Annotated in this window: 7 protein-coding genes; 6 read left to right on the top strand and 1 reads right to left on the bottom strand. The window is 33.9% G+C overall.

Annotated features, from left to right (window positions below; translation table 11 throughout):
• Positions 1–177: 177 nt before the first annotated feature.
• Positions 178–4,281 carry a hybrid sensor histidine kinase/response regulator transcription factor gene (locus AC1EUY_RS13130; protein WP_480196002.1) on the bottom strand — a complete coding sequence of 1,368 codons (4,104 nt, stop codon included), beginning with the start codon at positions 4,279–4,281 and terminating at the stop codon, positions 178–180.
• 227 nt (positions 4,282–4,508) lie between these two features.
• Between AC1EUY_RS13130 and AC1EUY_RS13125 the strand changes: the two genes are divergently transcribed.
• The 6 genes from AC1EUY_RS13125 to AC1EUY_RS13100 all read left to right on the top strand — a co-directional run bounded on the left by AC1EUY_RS13125 (position 4,509) and on the right by AC1EUY_RS13100 (position 18,595).
• Entirely contained in the window at positions 4,509–7,571 is a 3,063-nt protein-coding gene (locus AC1EUY_RS13125; RefSeq protein ID WP_480196001.1) for a SusC/RagA family TonB-linked outer membrane protein, read from the top strand.
• 14 nt (positions 7,572–7,585) lie between these two features.
• Positions 7,586–9,274, top strand: coding sequence for a RagB/SusD family nutrient uptake outer membrane protein (locus tag AC1EUY_RS13120; protein WP_480196000.1), 1,689 nt, complete (start codon positions 7,586–7,588; stop codon positions 9,272–9,274).
• 160 nt (positions 9,275–9,434) lie between these two features.
• On the top strand, positions 9,435–12,743 hold the full coding sequence (locus AC1EUY_RS13115) for a VCBS repeat-containing protein (RefSeq protein WP_480195999.1): 3,309 nt from the start codon (positions 9,435–9,437) through the stop codon (positions 12,741–12,743).
• 222 nt (positions 12,744–12,965) lie between these two features.
• Entirely contained in the window at positions 12,966–15,167 is a 2,202-nt protein-coding gene (locus tag AC1EUY_RS13110) for an alpha-N-acetylglucosaminidase (RefSeq protein ID WP_480195998.1), read from the top strand.
• 18 nt (positions 15,168–15,185) lie between these two features.
• On the top strand, positions 15,186–16,298 hold the full coding sequence (locus AC1EUY_RS13105; protein WP_480195997.1) for a thioredoxin-like domain-containing protein: 1,113 nt from the start codon (positions 15,186–15,188) through the stop codon (positions 16,296–16,298).
• On the top strand, positions 16,295–18,595 hold the full coding sequence (locus tag AC1EUY_RS13100; protein ID WP_480195996.1) for a glycosyl hydrolase family 95 catalytic domain-containing protein: 2,301 nt from the start codon (positions 16,295–16,297) through the stop codon (positions 18,593–18,595). Before AC1EUY_RS13105 ends, AC1EUY_RS13100 begins: the two co-directional genes overlap by 4 nt.
• Positions 18,596–18,599: the final 4 nt, after the last annotated feature.

Below are 18,599 nucleotides of genomic sequence, written 5' to 3'. Positions count from 1 at the left end.
AGTTTTACTAATAAGAAATTAGCATTACCAAAAATGGAAGAAGATATTCTTAATGATAAACTAACTGGAACAGAAAGTGTACTCGTGCCAAAAGAAATGACCGCAGTGGATTTGGAGAAGAATTTTATTAAAATCCATAGTGAGGTGAAAGTTATTTTTAATTAAAATCTCGTTTCATTAGTTATCTTTTCTGTATTGCGTAGGTGTTTTTCCGTATTTCTTTTTAAAAGTAGTACTAAAGTATTTTGGGTTTGAAAACCCCGTCATATCACTAATCTCATTAATGGTATAATCTCCTTGCAAAATTAATTGAGAAGCCCGAGATAACTTCATTGATCTAATAAAATCATTTACATTTTGACCAGTCAGTGCCATAATCTTTCTATATAATACAGAATGACTCATCCCAATTTCTGATGCCAATATTTTTACGGAAAATTTAGAATCAGACATTTTATCTTCAATGATTTTTAAAATTTTTTCAATAAAGATTTCATCAGTGTTATTTATAGCAATGTCCTTTGGTTTGAGGATAACTTCTTTCTCAAACTTCTCTCTCAACAGTTTTCTTGAGCTGATTAAATTTTTTACACGAATATTTAAAATATCCAGGCTAAAGGGTTTTGTCAAGTAGTCATCCGCCCCAAACTCAAACCCTTCAATTTTAAATGCATGAGATCCTCTGGCTGTTAAGAGAATGATTGGAATATGAGAAGTACGTTCATCAGTTTTTATTCTTTTACACAGATCAAGGCCATTTAGTTTTGGCATCATTATATCAGATATAATAATATCAGGAATAATTTCAAATGCCATATCCGAGCCATCAAAACCATCCACAGCTGTATGTACCTCATATTTGCTGGAAAAATTATCCCCGATTAAATTTCTAATTTCCAGGTTATCTTCAACGATTAGTAACACTGGTTTATCTGTTTCAATAGCATTTAAACCATTTTCTTCTTTAAATTCTTTTTCATACACCAACTCTTGGTAGTTCTCCTTAAAATTGATTGGTGCTTGGCCTGAATCAATCTCATCTTTATCATAAAAATGCTTGGCTATAGGGATAATAACGTTAAAGATGGTATATTTTTTAGCCTCACTCTTAACGGCTATTTTACCTTTATGTGAGTCAACCAGATTTTTCGTTATAGCCAATCCTATCCCAGTACCTGCCGTGTTATCATTGTTCTTAGATTTAATCTGATAAAAATTCTTAAAAATCTCTGACTGTTCATTTTCAGGAATACCTTTACCGTTGTCTTTTATTTTTATGATGAGCTTTTCATCTTTCTCGTCAAGGTCTACATTAATATCAATTTTATCTTTAGTAAACTTAAAGGCATTAGATAATAAATTATAAGTTACGACTTCTAACTTATTGGCATCTATCCAACCTTTATGGCAACTGTTTGAAACCGTTAATTGAAACTGAACATTTTTTTCTTCTGAATACTGATAAAATGGAATGCATAATTCTTCGAAAAAGTCACGCAATTCTATATGAGAAACTTTTAACTTGGCAATATTTGATTCCATTTTACGGAAATCTAGTATCTGATTTACAAGGTTTAATAGTCGTTGACCATTTCTATTGGCAATCATTAGTAGATTATTTACTTTATTGCTTGTGTCATTGGTTTTAGATAATTCCGCAAGAGGAGTTAAAATCAAGGTTAATGACGTTCTTAATTCATGAGAAATATTGGTAAAAAAGTTTATTTTAGATTTATGTAACTCTTCATCTTTTTCATGCCTGTATTTCTCAATAATCAATTCGTTTTTAAGTTTAACCCTAGCTCGCATATTTTTATATATGTAATAAAAAAGCGATCCTAAAAGTAAAAAGTAAATGAAATACGCTAAATCCGTTCTCCACCATACTTGCGCAATTTGTAAACGAATGCTTCTTTCGTAAAAATTCTTTGTTTCACTATTGTTTTCATCGATAGCTTTTACTCGAAGTAAATAATCTCCTGGAGGTATATTTGAATAATTTGCAAATGGTCGTTCTGAAAATGTTGTAAGCCACTCGTCATCTAGGCCTTCCAACTTATATTCATATTTTATATTGTAAGGAGATGGATAACCAGGTGCAGCAAAATCGATGCTAAAATTATTCAAATAATAAGGTAGTTTTACTCTTTTTTTAACCAAAACGGATGAATCTAAGGGTATATAGTTCTCAATTTTTTCATTGACATTGACAGTGCGATTCAACATTTTAAATGCTGTAAACTTAAGATTTGGATCAGCGGTACGAATACTTAATTCACTCGGATAAAATGCAATTAAACCTTTTTTGCTACCAAAAAAGAGTTTACCATCTTTTGCTTTTGCTATAGCTCCTGATTCAAAATCATTCGTAGGAAGCCCATCATTAGAATTATAAGTTGCTATATTTCCGGTTGCTGAATTGAACGTAGCAATTCCTTTGTTTGTACTAAACCAAAAATTATTTGAATCGTCCTGAATAATTCCATAAACCGAGTTGCTCGGTAAGCCTTCTAACATGCTGAGTTGTTTAGTTTTCTTATTTTGAAAATTTAGTTGATAAACGCCATTTCCTTCAGTAGCAATCCAAATATTATTTTTATTATCCTGATAGATATCTTTTATAGGAAAATTTGATAACGACGATATTTCAATTCCCGATTCTTTTAAAGATTCGAAGTTGTCTTTATTTTGATTGTAGATCTGAACGCCTTTATCTAGTGTGCCAATCCATAACCTTCCAGTTTTATCATGAAATAGACTTAGTATTCTATTTGTAAGCAAACCTTTAGTATTATTTGATTTATAATTTACTAGTTCGCCAGAAGTTTTATTGTATTTGTGTAAGCCTTCATTATAGGTTGCGATCCAAATATTGTCGCTGTTATCTTCTACTAGGTCAAAAACCAAACTATTAGAAAGAATAAGTTTCTCTTTTAGGTTTAAGTAAGGTGCATTAAATGAGTTAGTTTTTTTATCTAAATAACCTATAATGCTATTTTTAAAATTTCCGGTCCAGACTCTGTCTTGGTTATCTTCAATCACTGACATTACTATGTCAGAAGGGATAGAATTACTGTTTTTTGGATTATGCTTATAGTTATAGAATGTATTCGTTTTTAAGTCCAACTTATCCAACCCTCCGCCACCTGTTCCGATCCACAAAGTACTATCGGATAAAAAAAGCGAAACAATCACGTTAAAACTTACGCTGCTGCTGGTTTTAGAAAATGAGGGTTGATATATTTCAAATGGTGAAGTAATGGTTTTATTAACTGTTCCATCTCCCATTCCCATCCATAGACCGTAATCATTGTCGATAAATAAACAATAAGATATATTATTCGTTATACTATGTTGGTCGTAAACATTATTCTTAAATATTGAGATTTCGCCCGAATTTGTGTTTATAAGGTTTAAACCCTCATAAGTAGTAGCCCAGATTTCACCAGGTTTTCCTTCTTTTATGTCTGTTACTGTATTCGAGCTAATTGAAGGCTTTGCTTCTGTAGATTCGTAATGATTAAATTTTTTCGATGGTATGTCAAATTTAAAGATCCCTTCCTCTTCTGTTGCGATCCACAAGTTACCTAGATAATCAAAAGCCATTCGTTGTCCTGAACGCGTACTTTTATACTCATTTTCGCTAAATCTATAATGCTTGTATGTATTCGATTTTTTATGATACGAATCTAATACGCCTGAATTTGATGTTATCCAAATAAAATTTTCATCAGCTTTGATAGAAAAAACATCATTGTTGCTGATACTATTAGAATCTCTATGCTCAAACTTTTTAATCTGATTATTCTTCGTATTATAAGAATAGGCTCCTTCTCCAAAAGTACCAACCCATATAAGTCCTTCTAAATCTTCTGTTATTGTAGTAATATAATTTGTTGAGTAAATCTCTGAACCTGTATTATTATGATTCTCAAAAGACTCATCAATCGGATTAAATTTATTCAATCCGCCAAGCATAGTTCCTACCCATAAATAACCGTTACTATCTTCAAAGAGGCAAATAACATTGTTATTACTTAATGAATATTTGTTGGAAGTATCATTCGTAAAGGCTTTAAACTTATAACCATCATATCTGTATAGCCCATGGGTTCCTCCAAACCACATGAACCCATCTTTATCTTTTAAAATACAGTTTACTGAGGCCAATCCATCTTCGACAACAAATTCTTCAAACGAAAGCTGAGCTGTTTGGGCATAAGAAAAAGCTATTGTTTTAATGAGCAAGAAAATAAATAGTAAGTGCTTAAATCGAAGCATATAGTTAAAATATTAAATAAGTTATTATGACATACATAGTTTTATATTTAATTTTTTCAAAAAGTTATGCGGTAAAGTTAAGTGTTTATAGATTAGATTTGGGGTTGGACCAGATGTTGACAATCAAAAAAGAATGATATTCAAACCATTCCGATGAATTATTATACCTAGTAGTTATAGCCCCTATATTACTTTTACCGTCATAACTAACAAATAATTACATCTGCATGAAAAAAAAGTATCTTAAATTGAATTTTCTTTTTGCTTTTTTGCTGTTTACTACAACAGTTTTAGCACAGAAGCAAATTACTGGAAAAGTAACTACAGAAACAAATGAACCTATCCCAGGTGTCGCCGTTTTTGTAAAAGGTACCACAAATGGTACAACTACTGATTTTGATGGCAACTATACTATTTCGAATGTAAATGACAATGCCACGCTGGTATTTTCGTATATAGGTTATAAAACCGTAGAAATAGCCGTGAATGATCAAGCCGTTATTAATGCCACAATGGCCGAAGAAACTACGTTTTTAGATGATGTGGTCGTAGTAGGTTATGGCACTAAAAAGAAGATAGAAGTAACAAATGCTGTATCTCAAGTGGATGGAGATGTTATAAAAAGAAGCCCAGCGGCCAATTTTGCCACCTCTTTATCAGGACGTTTACCGGGGTTGATTATTAATCAGAATACCGCTGAACCTGGTAGAGAAGCTCTTAATATATTGATTAGAGGTAGAGGTACATTTGATTCTGATCCCGATGACAATATAAATCCAAATGCCGTGCTGATAGTCATTGATGGTGTTCCTGGACGGGATGGATTAGATAGACTAGACCCCCAAGATATAGAAAGCATATCAATACTTAAAGATGCTTCTGCTTCTATTTATGGTTCTAGAGCTGCGAACGGCGTTATTTTGGTAACCACTAAACGAGGTAAAACAGGAAAACCGACAATATCACTAACTACCAATGTAGCTTTGTCCTCACCATCTCGTTTAGTAAAAAGTGCTAGTGCCTTTGACTTTGCAAGACAAACTAATGCTTCACTTATTCGTGAAGGAGGTGGGGCATTATTTACAAGTCAAGAGCTTGACAATTTTAGAAATTTTAATGGAACCAATTGGTGGAACGAAGTATATGATAGAACATCATTGCAAAAACGCTATAATATTTCTGTTAATGGTGGTACTGAAAAAACTAAATATTTTATTTCATTAGGAGCTACGCAGCAAGATGGAATAATAAATAATGATGACAAAACAGATGTTGCTCAATACAATCTTCGTTCGAATATTGATGTACAAATAAACGACGATCTTAAATTGGGAGTGGATTTGTCTGGTAGATTAGAGGATTATGAATATCCTGGAGGAGATAGGTTCCAATTGTTAAGGTCAGTACGAAGTTTAACCCCTGTAGATCAGGTATCTCAAGATGGGTTTTTCCTTTCACCAGCCAGTCCAGATCTTTTAAACCCATTTATTACCGTACTAAATAGTGCAGGTTATGAAAGAGAAGATAATACGTTGTTTAATGGAACATTACGCTTAGACTACGATTTATCCAAGCTGCTTCCAGGTTTGAGTACCGGGTTTTGGGCAGCAGCAGATTATACTCAAAACTATCATAAAACTTTTAACAGACCAATGCTTACCTATGATTTAGAAGCTGATGGGTCTTTGACAGAGAATGCTATTGGTGTAATGAGACTTACTGAAGAGTATTTCAGACAGACGTCATATACTTATAATTTTAAGATTGCCTATAAAAAGGCATTTGAGCTGCATAATGTAGATACGTTTTTGTCATTTGAGCAGAATGAACTTCAAAATAACTATAGTTCGTTATCGCGTTTAGATGGAACATTGGGACCTACAACAGATGTTCTATCTGCTGGGGATGTAGAAACACAAACTACTGGAACTGACCAAGGAAACTTTGCCAGACAAGGATACATTGGTCGATTTGGGTATGATTATGATGGTAAATACTTGGCAGAATTTCATTTTAGATATGATGGGAGTTTTAACTTCCCAAAAGATGAGCGTTTTGGTTTCTTCCCAGGAGCATCAGTTGGATGGGTAATATCTAAGGAAAATTTCTTAAAAGATAGTAAGAACATTAGTTTATTGAAATTGAGAGCCAGTTGGGGACTTGTTGGTAATGACAGGATAGCGGCATTTCAGTTTTTAAGTCGTTTTTCGCCAGACAATTCCTTCCCATTAGGTGGAGTAAATCAACCTGTAATATCGGTAGCAGGCACTGACCCTAATCCAAACGTAACCTGGGAAACAGCAGAGTTAATTAATTTCGGATTGGAGCTAGGTTTATTTCAAAACAAATTATTGTTTGAATTAGACCTTTTTAAAGAAGAAAGAGAAGATATACTAGCACCTAGAAATGTTAGTGTGCCCGATTTTACAGGATTAAGATTACCATTTGAAAATATTGGTATTACAAAGAATAAAGGATTCGAAGCTAGCATAAATTATAGAAATACTTTTGGGGAAGTTGGTTTTAATGCAGGAGGTAATATACAATATGCTAAAAATGAATTGGTATTTCAAGATGCTGTTGAACCTGCAGAACCTTATCAGAATTTAGAAGGACGTCCTACAGGAAGCTTCTTGGCTTATAATGCTATCGGTATTTATAGAACTCAGCAGGATTTGGATAATTTTCCTAATGCTGCCGGAACAGTCATAGGCGATTTGATATATGCAGATACTAATGGAGATGGTGTTTTAGACGCCAATGATAGAATTGTTATTGAAGAGACCACAACTCCTCAAATTACATATGGAATTAATTTAGGAGCTACTTATAAAGGCTTTGAGTTAAATACTTTCTGGCAGGGACAAGCAAAATCTGAATTGGGTATTGCAGCATCATTTGATGGTTCTGGAACAACCAGCGCACCAGCATATTTTCTTGAAAATGCTTACACGCCCGATACACCTAATGCAAGCCTTCCTAATATTGGAGGCACTGCTAACAGAAGAAATGGTTATGATCAAGATTCAAACGGTTTTAGAAACAACTTCTGGCAACGCGATGTGTCATTCTTGCGTCTAAAAAATGTAGAGTTAGCTTATAATTTTGATAAGGAATTAATATCTTCTATTGGCCTTAGTAACTTGAGGATATACTTTAGCGGAACTAATTTATTAACATTTGATAAGTTTAAAGATGTAGGCCTTTCAGATCCTGAGCAAATTGACCCTTTTGCATGGAGATTACCAAATAGAAAATTATTTAATTTCGGTTTAAATGTTACGTTTTAAAATAATAAATTAAGATGAAGAAAACAACAAATACACAGACAAAAAACTCTGTTCTAATGAAGTCTAGCATTAGTTTATTGATACTTATAACTTTCTTTAATTTTATATCATCGTGTAGCGAAGATGTGTTAGACAAAAGACCTCTTTCTGATATTTCTGAAATTGATATTTTTTCTAATGATAATTTACTAGAGCAGTTTGTTAATGGAAGATACCGTGCTTTTACTACGTTTCAATTTGGAGCTTTTCAAAAAGATGGGGTATCAGATGACGCAATGAATATGCAATTTGCAGCCTATAGCAGGGCTGAAATATCAGAAGATAACCCTACCGATGTTGGCCAAACTGCTTGGGCCACTAACTATCAAAACATTAGAGATTTAAATTTTTTCTTTGATCGTATTGAAGGCAGTTCAGTAAGCCCTGAGGCAAAGAGCAGGCTAACAGCAGAAATGCGCTTTATACGTGCCTGGTTATATTTTGACTTGATAAGTGTTTATGGTGATGTGCCTTTAATAACTACATTATTTGAATTAGGGCAAGAATCTTTTGATATTGGCAGAACACCCTATGATGAAGTAGTTCAGTTTATAGTTAACGAAATGGATTTGGCCATACCAGATTTACCTGCCGAAAATACCAGAGGAAGTTTTAACGGAAGAGCTACAAGAGGAGCGGCTGCAGCTTTAAAAGCAAGAGTATTATTGTATGCGGCGAGCCCTTTACATAACACCGGCAATGATCAAAGTAAATGGCAGGCAGCGAAAGATGCTGCTCAGGCTGTAATAGACTTAGGAGATTATAGCTTAGACAACGATTATGGTAATCTGTATAATCAAACTGTTTCTTCAGAAGTGATTTTTGGGAGAAATTTCACTCAAGAAAATCCTTCAGGGCAAGTGTTTGCTGGCTGGAATTATGGTATTGGTAGATATTATTTACCAAACATTTTACCCGGTGGTACTGATACTAGATTTTTTAGACCACTACAATCATTAGTTGATGCGTATGAAACTTTAGATGGTAGTCCAGTAGATCCTCAAGACCCTTGGACGAATAGAGATCCTCGATTAGATTTAACATTTATTCGTCATGGAAGTGTCTTAGAAGGCCAGGTTGTAGAATATCATGTGGATGCCAATAACCCCGGGGATCTTTCTCTAGCTGGAAATGCTGCGAACGTTAATGGTGGCACCCTATCAAATTACAATGTATTAAAACAGACAGAGCCAGAGAAGGTGCAATTGAGAGGGCCTGAGGCACATACAAAACCATGGATTTTCTTTCGTTTAGCCGAAATGTATTTAAATCTGGCAGAAGCTGAAATTGAATTGGGTAACGATGCTGCAGCTAGAGAAGCTATTAATCTTGTAAGAGCGAGAGTTGGAATGCCACCAGTAACTGAATCAGGTACAGATTTACGCGACCGCTATCGAAACGAAAGACGTGTAGAACTTGCGTTTGAAAATCACAGATGGTATGACATTTTACGCTGGCAAATCGCACCAACAGTATTAAATCAGCCAGCCTTAGGTATTAGGGTTATAAAAGACACATCTGTTGATCCACCTTTAATTACTTACGAATACGGTACAAACATTGTTGATGGATTGCGAAAATGGGAAGACAAGATGTATTTTTTACCAATACCTCGAAGTGAAAGGGAAGCAGCACCTTCATTAGGTCAAAATCCTGGATACTAGTGAAATAAAATAGAAATAAGTAACTATGAAAAGGGCAATAAGATGTTTTTACTATTTTATTGCTCTTTTATTATATTAAAAAATAAAAAGTGATAAAATGCGACTAATTTACTTCTACACCTCTAACTATAGATTTACAAATTTATTCATTGTAATCTGTATGTTTTTTTTATTCTCTTGTAAAAAAGATTCTCAAAATAAACCTTCAAAAACCTTTGTAAAAGTTGCTGCGCAGAAATCTGGAATCCGTTTTTCTAATAATTTAACTGAGAACGATACGGTTAATTATTTCAATTATACTTATCTATATATGGGGGGAGGCGTTGCCGTAGGTGATATTAATAACGACGGGCTACAAGATATTTTTTTTACCGGGAATATGGTTGATAATAAATTGTACCTGAACCAGGGAAATTTAAAATTTAATGATATCACGCAATTTGCGAAAGTTGCCGGAGGTGAAGAATGGGCAACGGGTGTAAGTATGGTAGACTTAGACGCAGACGGTTTATTAGACATTTACGTAAGTGTATCCGGTATTTGGAATAGCACGAAAAATTTGTTTTATCACAACGAAGGACTTAATGAAAATGGTATTCCCGTATTTAAAGAAATGGCTCAAGATTATGGTATTGCAGATTCAGGAAACAGCATGCAATCAACTTTTTTCGATTATGATAATGATGGCGATTTAGATCTATATATCATTAACTATCCTCCAACTCCTTTTTCATCCCCCTTATCGGTTTATATCGAGAAAGAACAAACAGTTACCGATAAAGAATCAAATACACTTTATAGAAATGAAGGTAATGGAACTTTTACTGATGTAACTGAGGAAGCTGGCCTTAAGAGGTTCGGCCTTTCTTTAGCTGCAGCCGTAAGTGATTATAATAACGACGGGTATTATGACATTTATGTTTCAAATGATTTTGAACCCAGAGATGAGTTTTATTTTAATAATGGTGATGGAACCTTCACAGAAAATCTGATAGAGGTAACTAACCAAACATCTTTTTATGGAATGGGTGCTGATGCAGCAGATTTTAATAATGATGGTCTAATAGATTTGGTTCAACTAGATATGACACCAGAAGATAATAGAAGGTCAAAAGCTAATATGCAAAGTATGAATACATTATTGTTTCATATGATGACATCCAATGGGTTTCACTATCAATATATGAAAAATGCTTTGCAATTAAATCAGGGTAATTTTAATGGTAAGCCACTATTTAGTAATATAGCTAATTTGTCAGGGATAGCTTTGACAGATTGGAGTTGGGCATCATTGTTGGCGGATTTTGACAATGATGGTTGGAAAGATTTATTCATAACAAATGGTACTAGGCGAGATATTAATAATAAAGATTATTTTAAAAAAATTAATAAAGAATATGGAGAAAAGGTAAATAGAGATGAATACAAATTAGGTTTGGTTTTAGATATGCCATCTGAGAAAATTTCCAATTATGCCTTTAAAAATAATAAAGATTTAACTTTTAAAAACACCTCAAGAGAATGGGGCTTAGATGAGAGAGGGTTTTCGAATGGCGCTGCTTATGCAGATTTCGATAATGATGGTGATTTAGATTTAGTGATAAACAATTTAGATGAAACAAGCACATTATATGAAAATACTTCTTCTGATTTTGATCAAACAAATTACCTTCAAATTAAACTCAAAGGTTCAGAAAAAAATCCTCTCGGTATTGGCGCTAAAGTAACATTGTTTAATAAAAGTAAAATACAATATCAAGAACTTATACTAACAAGAGGCTTTCAATCTTCTATGGCACCATTTTTACATTTTGGATTAGGCCAAAGTGATAAAGTGGATAGTTTAGTTATTAGATGGCCAGATGGCAAATACCAAAAATTAACTGACATAAACGTAAATACAAAGCTTACAATATCTTATGAACTTGCACAGAAAAAATCTGACTCTTTTAATAGTAAACAATTAAGTCAAAACAAGATATTTAAAAATATTACACAAGATTTTGGAATACAGCATAAGCATAATGAGAATAACTTTGATGATTATCTTTACCAAGTATTGCTACCTCATAAAATGTCACAAGAGGGTCCTGCACTTGCAGTTGCAGATATAAACAATGATGGGTTAGATGATTTCTTTATTGGCGGGGCATCCGGATTTTTTGGAGACCTGTACCTGCAGACTTCAGATGGCTCATTTCAAAAAATGCAAAGACATGCAAGTTGGAAAGGAGATGATATTAAAGAAGATGTGAGTGCTATATTTTTTGATGCTAACAATGATGGACTTCAAGATTTATATGTAGTAAGCGGTGGAAACGAATTTTATAAAAATACCAGGGGGTATCAAGACCGTCTGTATATGAATACCAAGAACGGTTTTGTGAAAAATGAAAATGCTTTACCTCAAGTATTTGAAAGCGGATCAAAAGTAGTTTCGGCCGATTATGATAATGATGGCGATCTTGATTTATTTGTTGGCGGTTTGCATACACCGCGTAATTATCCGTTACCAGCAAGTAGTACCATCTTAAGAAATGATAGCAACGGAGAAAACATAAAGTTTACTAATGTTACAAAAGAAATAGCTCCTGAATTGATTGATATAGGTATGGTAACAGATGCTATATGGACAGATTTTAACAATGATAAATCCTTAGATTTAATTGTTGTAGGCCAATGGATGCCATTAACTTTTTTGGCAAATAATAACGGAGTTTTCAGAGATATAACTAAAGAGTTAGGGATGCAAGATACCACGGGTTGGTGGTTCAGTTTAAAGGAAGGAGATTTTGACAATGACGGAGATACAGATTACATTGCCGGTAACTTAGGTCTGAACTATAAATACCAGGCATCTCAAAAAGAACCTTTTGATATTTATGCAGATGATTTTGATAATAACAAAAGCACAGATATAGTTTTGGGTTATCACTATAAAGGGAAGCAATACCCTGTTAGAGGAAGGCAATGTTCAGCAGAACAGATTCCTGCCATTGAAGTTAAGTTTGAAGATTATAACTCATTTGCTGAAGCTGATTTGGCAGACGTATATTCAACTGAAAGTCTTGAAAATGCGTTGCATTATAAAGCTAATAATTTTGCAACCAGCTACATAGAAAATGTGGGTAATGGACAATTTAAAATCAAGAGATTGCCTAATGAAGCACAGTTTTCTTCTGTAAATAATATTTTAACTAAAGATGTAAATAAAGATGGAAATCTTGATTTGATTATATCTGGTAATCTATATGGTTCAGAAGTTGAAACACCCAGAAATGACGCTTCCTTTGGTTTGTACTTAGAAGGCAATGGACAGGGAAGTTTTAATCCTATTCCGGCGTACAAAAGTGGTTTGTATGCTAGTGGAGATGTAAAAAATGCAGAATGGATTAAACTTTCTGGAGGGAATCTTGCGATATTGTTTGCTAAAAACAATGATAACCTGCAACTGTATAAAGTTCCATAAAATTTGGAAATATGGTTTTTAAATCTATCAGTTACAGCGTTAACTTCCATATTGGTGAATAAGTAAACCCAATAGACTGATTATTGAACTCCTATAGACTGAAAACATAATAATTTAGTCAGATGTCTTTTATAAAATTTCATAAGTTAGTTTGAATTAGTTTGACAAAATCCTGAGAGGGTAATAATCCTCTTAGGATTTGTTTTTTACCTTATTTAGAAAATGAATAAACCATTCCTCATTATAGTATTATTAGCAGTTATAAGCTTAGGTTGTAATAAAAAAAACGATGAAGTAGAACAAGATCTTGATAATAGTGAAATCCACGAGTTGTTAAACAGAATTGCACCGGGTCAAAGTAAATATTTCGTATTTGAAATTGTTGAAAACAAAAGTGACCAATTTACTCTTCAAGCCAAAAACAATAAAATTCATATATCTGCCAATAATACCAATTCACTAGCTGTTGGTCTTAATCATTATTTAAAAAATTACTGCAAGACATATGTTTCTTGGTATGCAAATGACCCAGTGGAGTTACCAGAAACACTACCGGCTATTCCTGAAAAAGTAACCAAATCTGCCAGAGTTGAAAATCGTTTTTTCTTAAACTATTGTACCTTCGGTTATACTATGCCATGGTGGCAATGGAAAGATTGGGAGCGATTCATTGATTGGATGGCTCTTAATGGAATCAACATGCCACTGGCTATCACAGGGCAAGAAGCTATTTGGTATGAAGTCTGGAAAGAATATGGTCTGTCCGATGAACAAATAAGAGGTTATTTTACCGGGCCTGCCCACTTGCCTTGGCATCGCATGTCTAATTTAGATAAATGGGGGGGGGCTTTACCGAAGTCATGGTTAACACATCAAAAAGAATTGCAGAAAAAAATTGTTGAACGTGAGCGAGAATTAGGGATGACGCCAGTACTTCCTGCATTTGCGGGTCATGTCCCAGAAGCCTTAAAAACAGTATACCCAGAAGCTAAAATTAGTCGTCTGAGTTCTTGGGGAGGTTTTAAAGATGAGTATCGTGCTTTCTTTTTAGATCCACTAGATTCAGTGTTCGAGGAAGTGCAGCATAAATTCTTAACTAAGCAAACCGAATTATATGGAACAGATCATATATATGGTGCTGATCCATTTAATGAAGTGCATCCGCCGAGTTGGGAACCTGAATATTTGGCAACAGTATCCAATACCATTTATAGCTCTATAAAAGATATTGATCCTCAAGCCACATGGTTGCAAATGTCATGGATATTCTATTTTGAGAGGGAACATTGGACGAATGAACGTATAGAAGCCATGGTAAAAGCCGTACCACAAGATAAAATGATGCTGTTAGATTATTATTGCGAAAATAAAGAAGTATGGCAAATGACCGATTCGTTTTTCGAACAACCCTTTATATGGTGTTATTTAGGAAACTTTGGAGGGAATACGATGATGGCTGGTAATATTAATACGGTCGAAGAACGTATTGAAAATGCTTTGATAAAAAATAAAAACATGTGGGGTGTAGGTTCTACTTTAGAAGCGCTTGATGTAAATCTGGTGATGTACGAATATGTGTTTGAAAAAGTATGGGCAAATGGAAGGACAGATACACAGAAATGGATTCAAAATTGGGCAGATATACGTCATGGTTCTAAAGACGAGAATACTAGAAAAGCTTGGGAGATATTACATCAGAAAGTATATAAAGATCCTGCAAGATTAGGACAGGCAACATTAACCAATGCCAGACCAACATTAATAGGTAGTGGGAACTGGACTACAGACCCAACAATAGACTATGAAAATGCCGATTTGTTTAAAGCTTGGCAGTTGTTATTAGAAGAACCAAGCCATAGAGCAAGTTATCAATATGACGTGGCAAATATTGGACGTCAGGTATTAGGCAACCATTTTTTAAAATTGAGAGATAACTTTACAAAGAGCTATAAAGCAAAAGATTTAAATGAACTAAAAACCAGTGGCCAAAAAATGCTGGAATTGTTCGACGATTTAGATAAACTTCTGGCAACACAATCTTCTTTTTTAGTGGGGAAATGGCTTGAAGATGCCAAAGCCTTTGGAATGAACGAAGAAGAAAAGAAATACTACGAACACAATGCCCGAAATATCATTACCACCTGGGGTACGGCTGCACAAAGTTTAAACGATTATGCCAATCGTTCATGGGCAGGATTAACCAAAGGGTTTTATAAAAAACGTTGGGAAATGTTCATCAATGACGTTATTCGAGCTATTGAAAATAACAAAACGTTTGATGAAAAGGCTTTTTATAATAAAGTAACCCAATTTGAATGGGAATGGACGCAAGGTTATGAAAACTATACTTCAATACCACAGGGAAATACGATAGATATATCTAAAAAACTGATAAAAAAATATCATAGAATAAATAAACAATAATATAGAACCTACTAGATCATGAAAATTATTAGAGTTGTCATAGTTATTATTTTATTCGCTGCCTGCAATAAAAATGAGGATTTTATAATAAAGGGTAATGTAACAGGATTTCCAGATGGAACCGAAATTTATATTCAGGTTATTCAAACCGATCAAATTCTTGACAGTACTATTGTAAATAACAATAAATTTATTTTAAAGGGAAAGTTAGGGGACACTCCTGAAATGCTCGCCATTTATGCAACTGTTAATGATGAGTTTTTACGTACTGTTCTGCTTATTGAAAATGAAGAAGTAATTGTTAAAGGAGATGCAAAAGATTTTAGATGGAATGCTCAGGTTCTAGGCTCAAAAACACATGATGTATGGCAAGCTTCTGATAAATTGATTGTTAATTTAGATAAAGAGCGGGATAGTTTAGTTAGAGAACTTTTTAAGTTGGGCACACCAGATACCAATAATGAGTATGTACAAAAATCCATAGCCCAAATGCAGGCAATAGACTCTACAAGAAATACTCTTTTATTAAACTTTATAACCAAAAATATAAACTCTCATGCTGCGCTAGTTCATTTAGGTTTTATGAAAAATACGTTACCAAAAGATACCGTAATTAAACTATTTAGCTGTTTAAATAAAAAATTCAGACACAGTAAATATGCAAAGTCAATTGAGGTTTTTTTGAATAATAAAATTACTGAAATAGGAGACATCGCCCATGACTTTAAAGCCTTTAGCCCTACAGGGGAAGAGTTCAAATTTTCAGAAGTTGTTAAAGGTAAATATACCCTACTTGACTTCACCTCTACTTATTGTGGGCCATGTATCCAATCGATACCAGAATTAAAAAGAATCCATCAAAATTATAGTGATTCTTTACAAATAGTAAGTTTTTCGCTAGATGCTAAAAAAGAAACCTGGTTAAAAACTGTAAAAAAGGATACCCTAACATGGTTAAATCTATGGGATGGTAAAGGGTTCAATGGAGAAACTCCTGTTAAATATGGTGTTTACTCAGTCCCAAGTTTTTTCTTAATAGATCCTAATGGAAAAATAATAGATAAGTGGACAGGTTATAGAAAGGATTTATTAGAAGAACGATTGGCAAGATTTAGAATGACTACTGAATGAAACTTAAAATAAATAGACTTTTTAACGTATTATTATTTTTGATTTGTTTAGGCTGTGTAAAATATGAAACACGTGTAAAACTACCCGAATATCAATTACAATTTAAAGATTTGCCATCACGTTGGGATGAAGCCATCCCATTAGGTAATGGGATTTTAGGCGCTTTGATATGGCAAAAAGAAGGTAAACTACGTTTTTCTTTAGATAGATCAGACCTATGGGATTTACGTCCAACAGGATTTTTAAATGCAGATGAATTCACATATGATTGGATTTATAACCAATGGCAGAATGATAATTATAAAGCAGTACAAGAAAGATTTGACAACCCTTACGATCAGTTATCGGCACCAACAAAAATACCTGCTGGTGCTTTCGAGTTTGACATTAGTCTGTTAGGAGAAATCAGCTCTGTAACATTATTATTAAAAAATGCCCTTTGCGAAATACAATGGCAAAACGGGGTAAAACTCTCAGTTTTTATACATGCCGAAAAACCAGAAGGATGGTACCGTTTTGAAAATATGGCAGACTATACTTTCAAGCCAAAACTAATAGCGCCAGCTTATACTAAGAAATCATCCAAAGACGATAACGAAAGTGTAGTAATAACGCAAGATTTAAAATCATTAGGTTATCCAGAAGGAAATTTAGAAGAACAAGAAAACCAAATTACCTATACACAAGAAGGGTGGGGAAATTTTGAATATCAGATTAGTACCAGTTTAAAAGAAAACAAAACAAATGCAGTTGAAGGCAACTGGTCAATAAGCGCACATTATTCCAATATGGAAAGGCAAGTATACGCAAAAGACTTTGTACGTAAATTAGCAAAAACCGTTAGCTTTGATGAAAGGTTTAGAGAACATTCAAGGTGGTGGAAAAATTATTGGCAAGCCTCATCCATTTCCATACCCGATACCTTGTTGGAAAAGCAATGGTATTTGGAACAATACAAGTTTGGAGCTTCGGCAAGAAGAGAAGCTCCCCCTATTTCGCTCCAAGCGATATGGACAGCAGACAACGGATTGATACCACCATGGAAAGGCGATTTTCATCACGATTTAAATACACAATTAAGCTACTGGCCTGCTTATAGTGCCAATCATTTAGAGTTAGAAGAGGGTTTTATAGATTGGTTGTGGAATAATAGAAAAGAGTTCTATAAATACACGCAAAAGTTTTATCAGACAAAAGGATTAAATGTGCCTGGAGTTACCACACTTACTGGGGAGCCTATGGGTGGATGGGTACAATATTCTTGCGGACCAACGGTTAGTGCGTGGTTAGGGCACCATTTTTATTTACATTGGCGTTATACCATGGATAAACAGTTTTTAAGAGAAAAAGCCTATCCATGGATAAAAGATGTTGCAATATTCTTAGGTGAGATTTCCATAAAAGACGAAAACGGGAATAGAAAATTACCAATTAGTTCGAGTCCTGAAATTTATAACAATTCCAGAAATGCCTGGTTCGGTGAAACTACCAATTTTGATTTAGGTCTTATTCGATTTACTTATGAAAAAGCCTCTGAGTTGGCTTTGGAATTAGATTTATTAGAAGAATCAAAAAAATGGCAAAGAGTCTTAAACGAATGGCCTGATTTTGATACAGATAAAGAAAACGGTTTAACGTTTGCCCCTAATCATCCTTATAACCAGTCGCACCGTCATTTTTCTCATCAAATTGGGTATCATCCTTTAGGTATTCTGGATATTTCAAAGGGTGAAAAAGATCAAAAAATTATTGAAAATACCATTAAAAATATAGATGTTCAAGGAAGTGATTGGTGGGTAGGTTATTCCTTTAGTTGGTTAGCTGGCTTAAAAGCCAGAGCTTTTGACGGTGAGGGAGCAGCCCAAACGTTAAAGACTTTTGCTACCGCATTCTGCTCGCCTAATAGTTTTCACTTAAATGGAGACCAATCAGAAAAAGGTTTTTCAAATTTTACTTATCGCCCCTTTACACTAGAAGGTAATTTTGCATTTGCTTCAGCATTGCAGGAAATGCTTATTCAGAGCCATACAGGTACTATTAACTTATTTCCTGCCATACCAAAAGACTGGAAAAATGTAAGTTTTCAAAAATTAAGAACTGAGGGCGCTTTTTTAGTTTCAGCCAAAATGGAAAAAGGCGAAGTTATTGAAATCAAAATTAAAGCAATAAAGGGAGGAACATTAAAGTTAACTGATCCTTTTAAAAATAAGTCTTTTAAAAGTACAAAACCATATAACAAGAAAAGAGAAACCATAATAATTGATTTAGAACAAGGCGAATCAGTAATTCTAAACTAAAAAA

The organism is Maritimimonas sp. 2210JD6-3 (assembly GCF_056591795.1).
The sequence above is the reverse complement of the archived record's forward strand: the minus strand, read 5'-3'. Positions and strand labels throughout refer to the sequence as shown.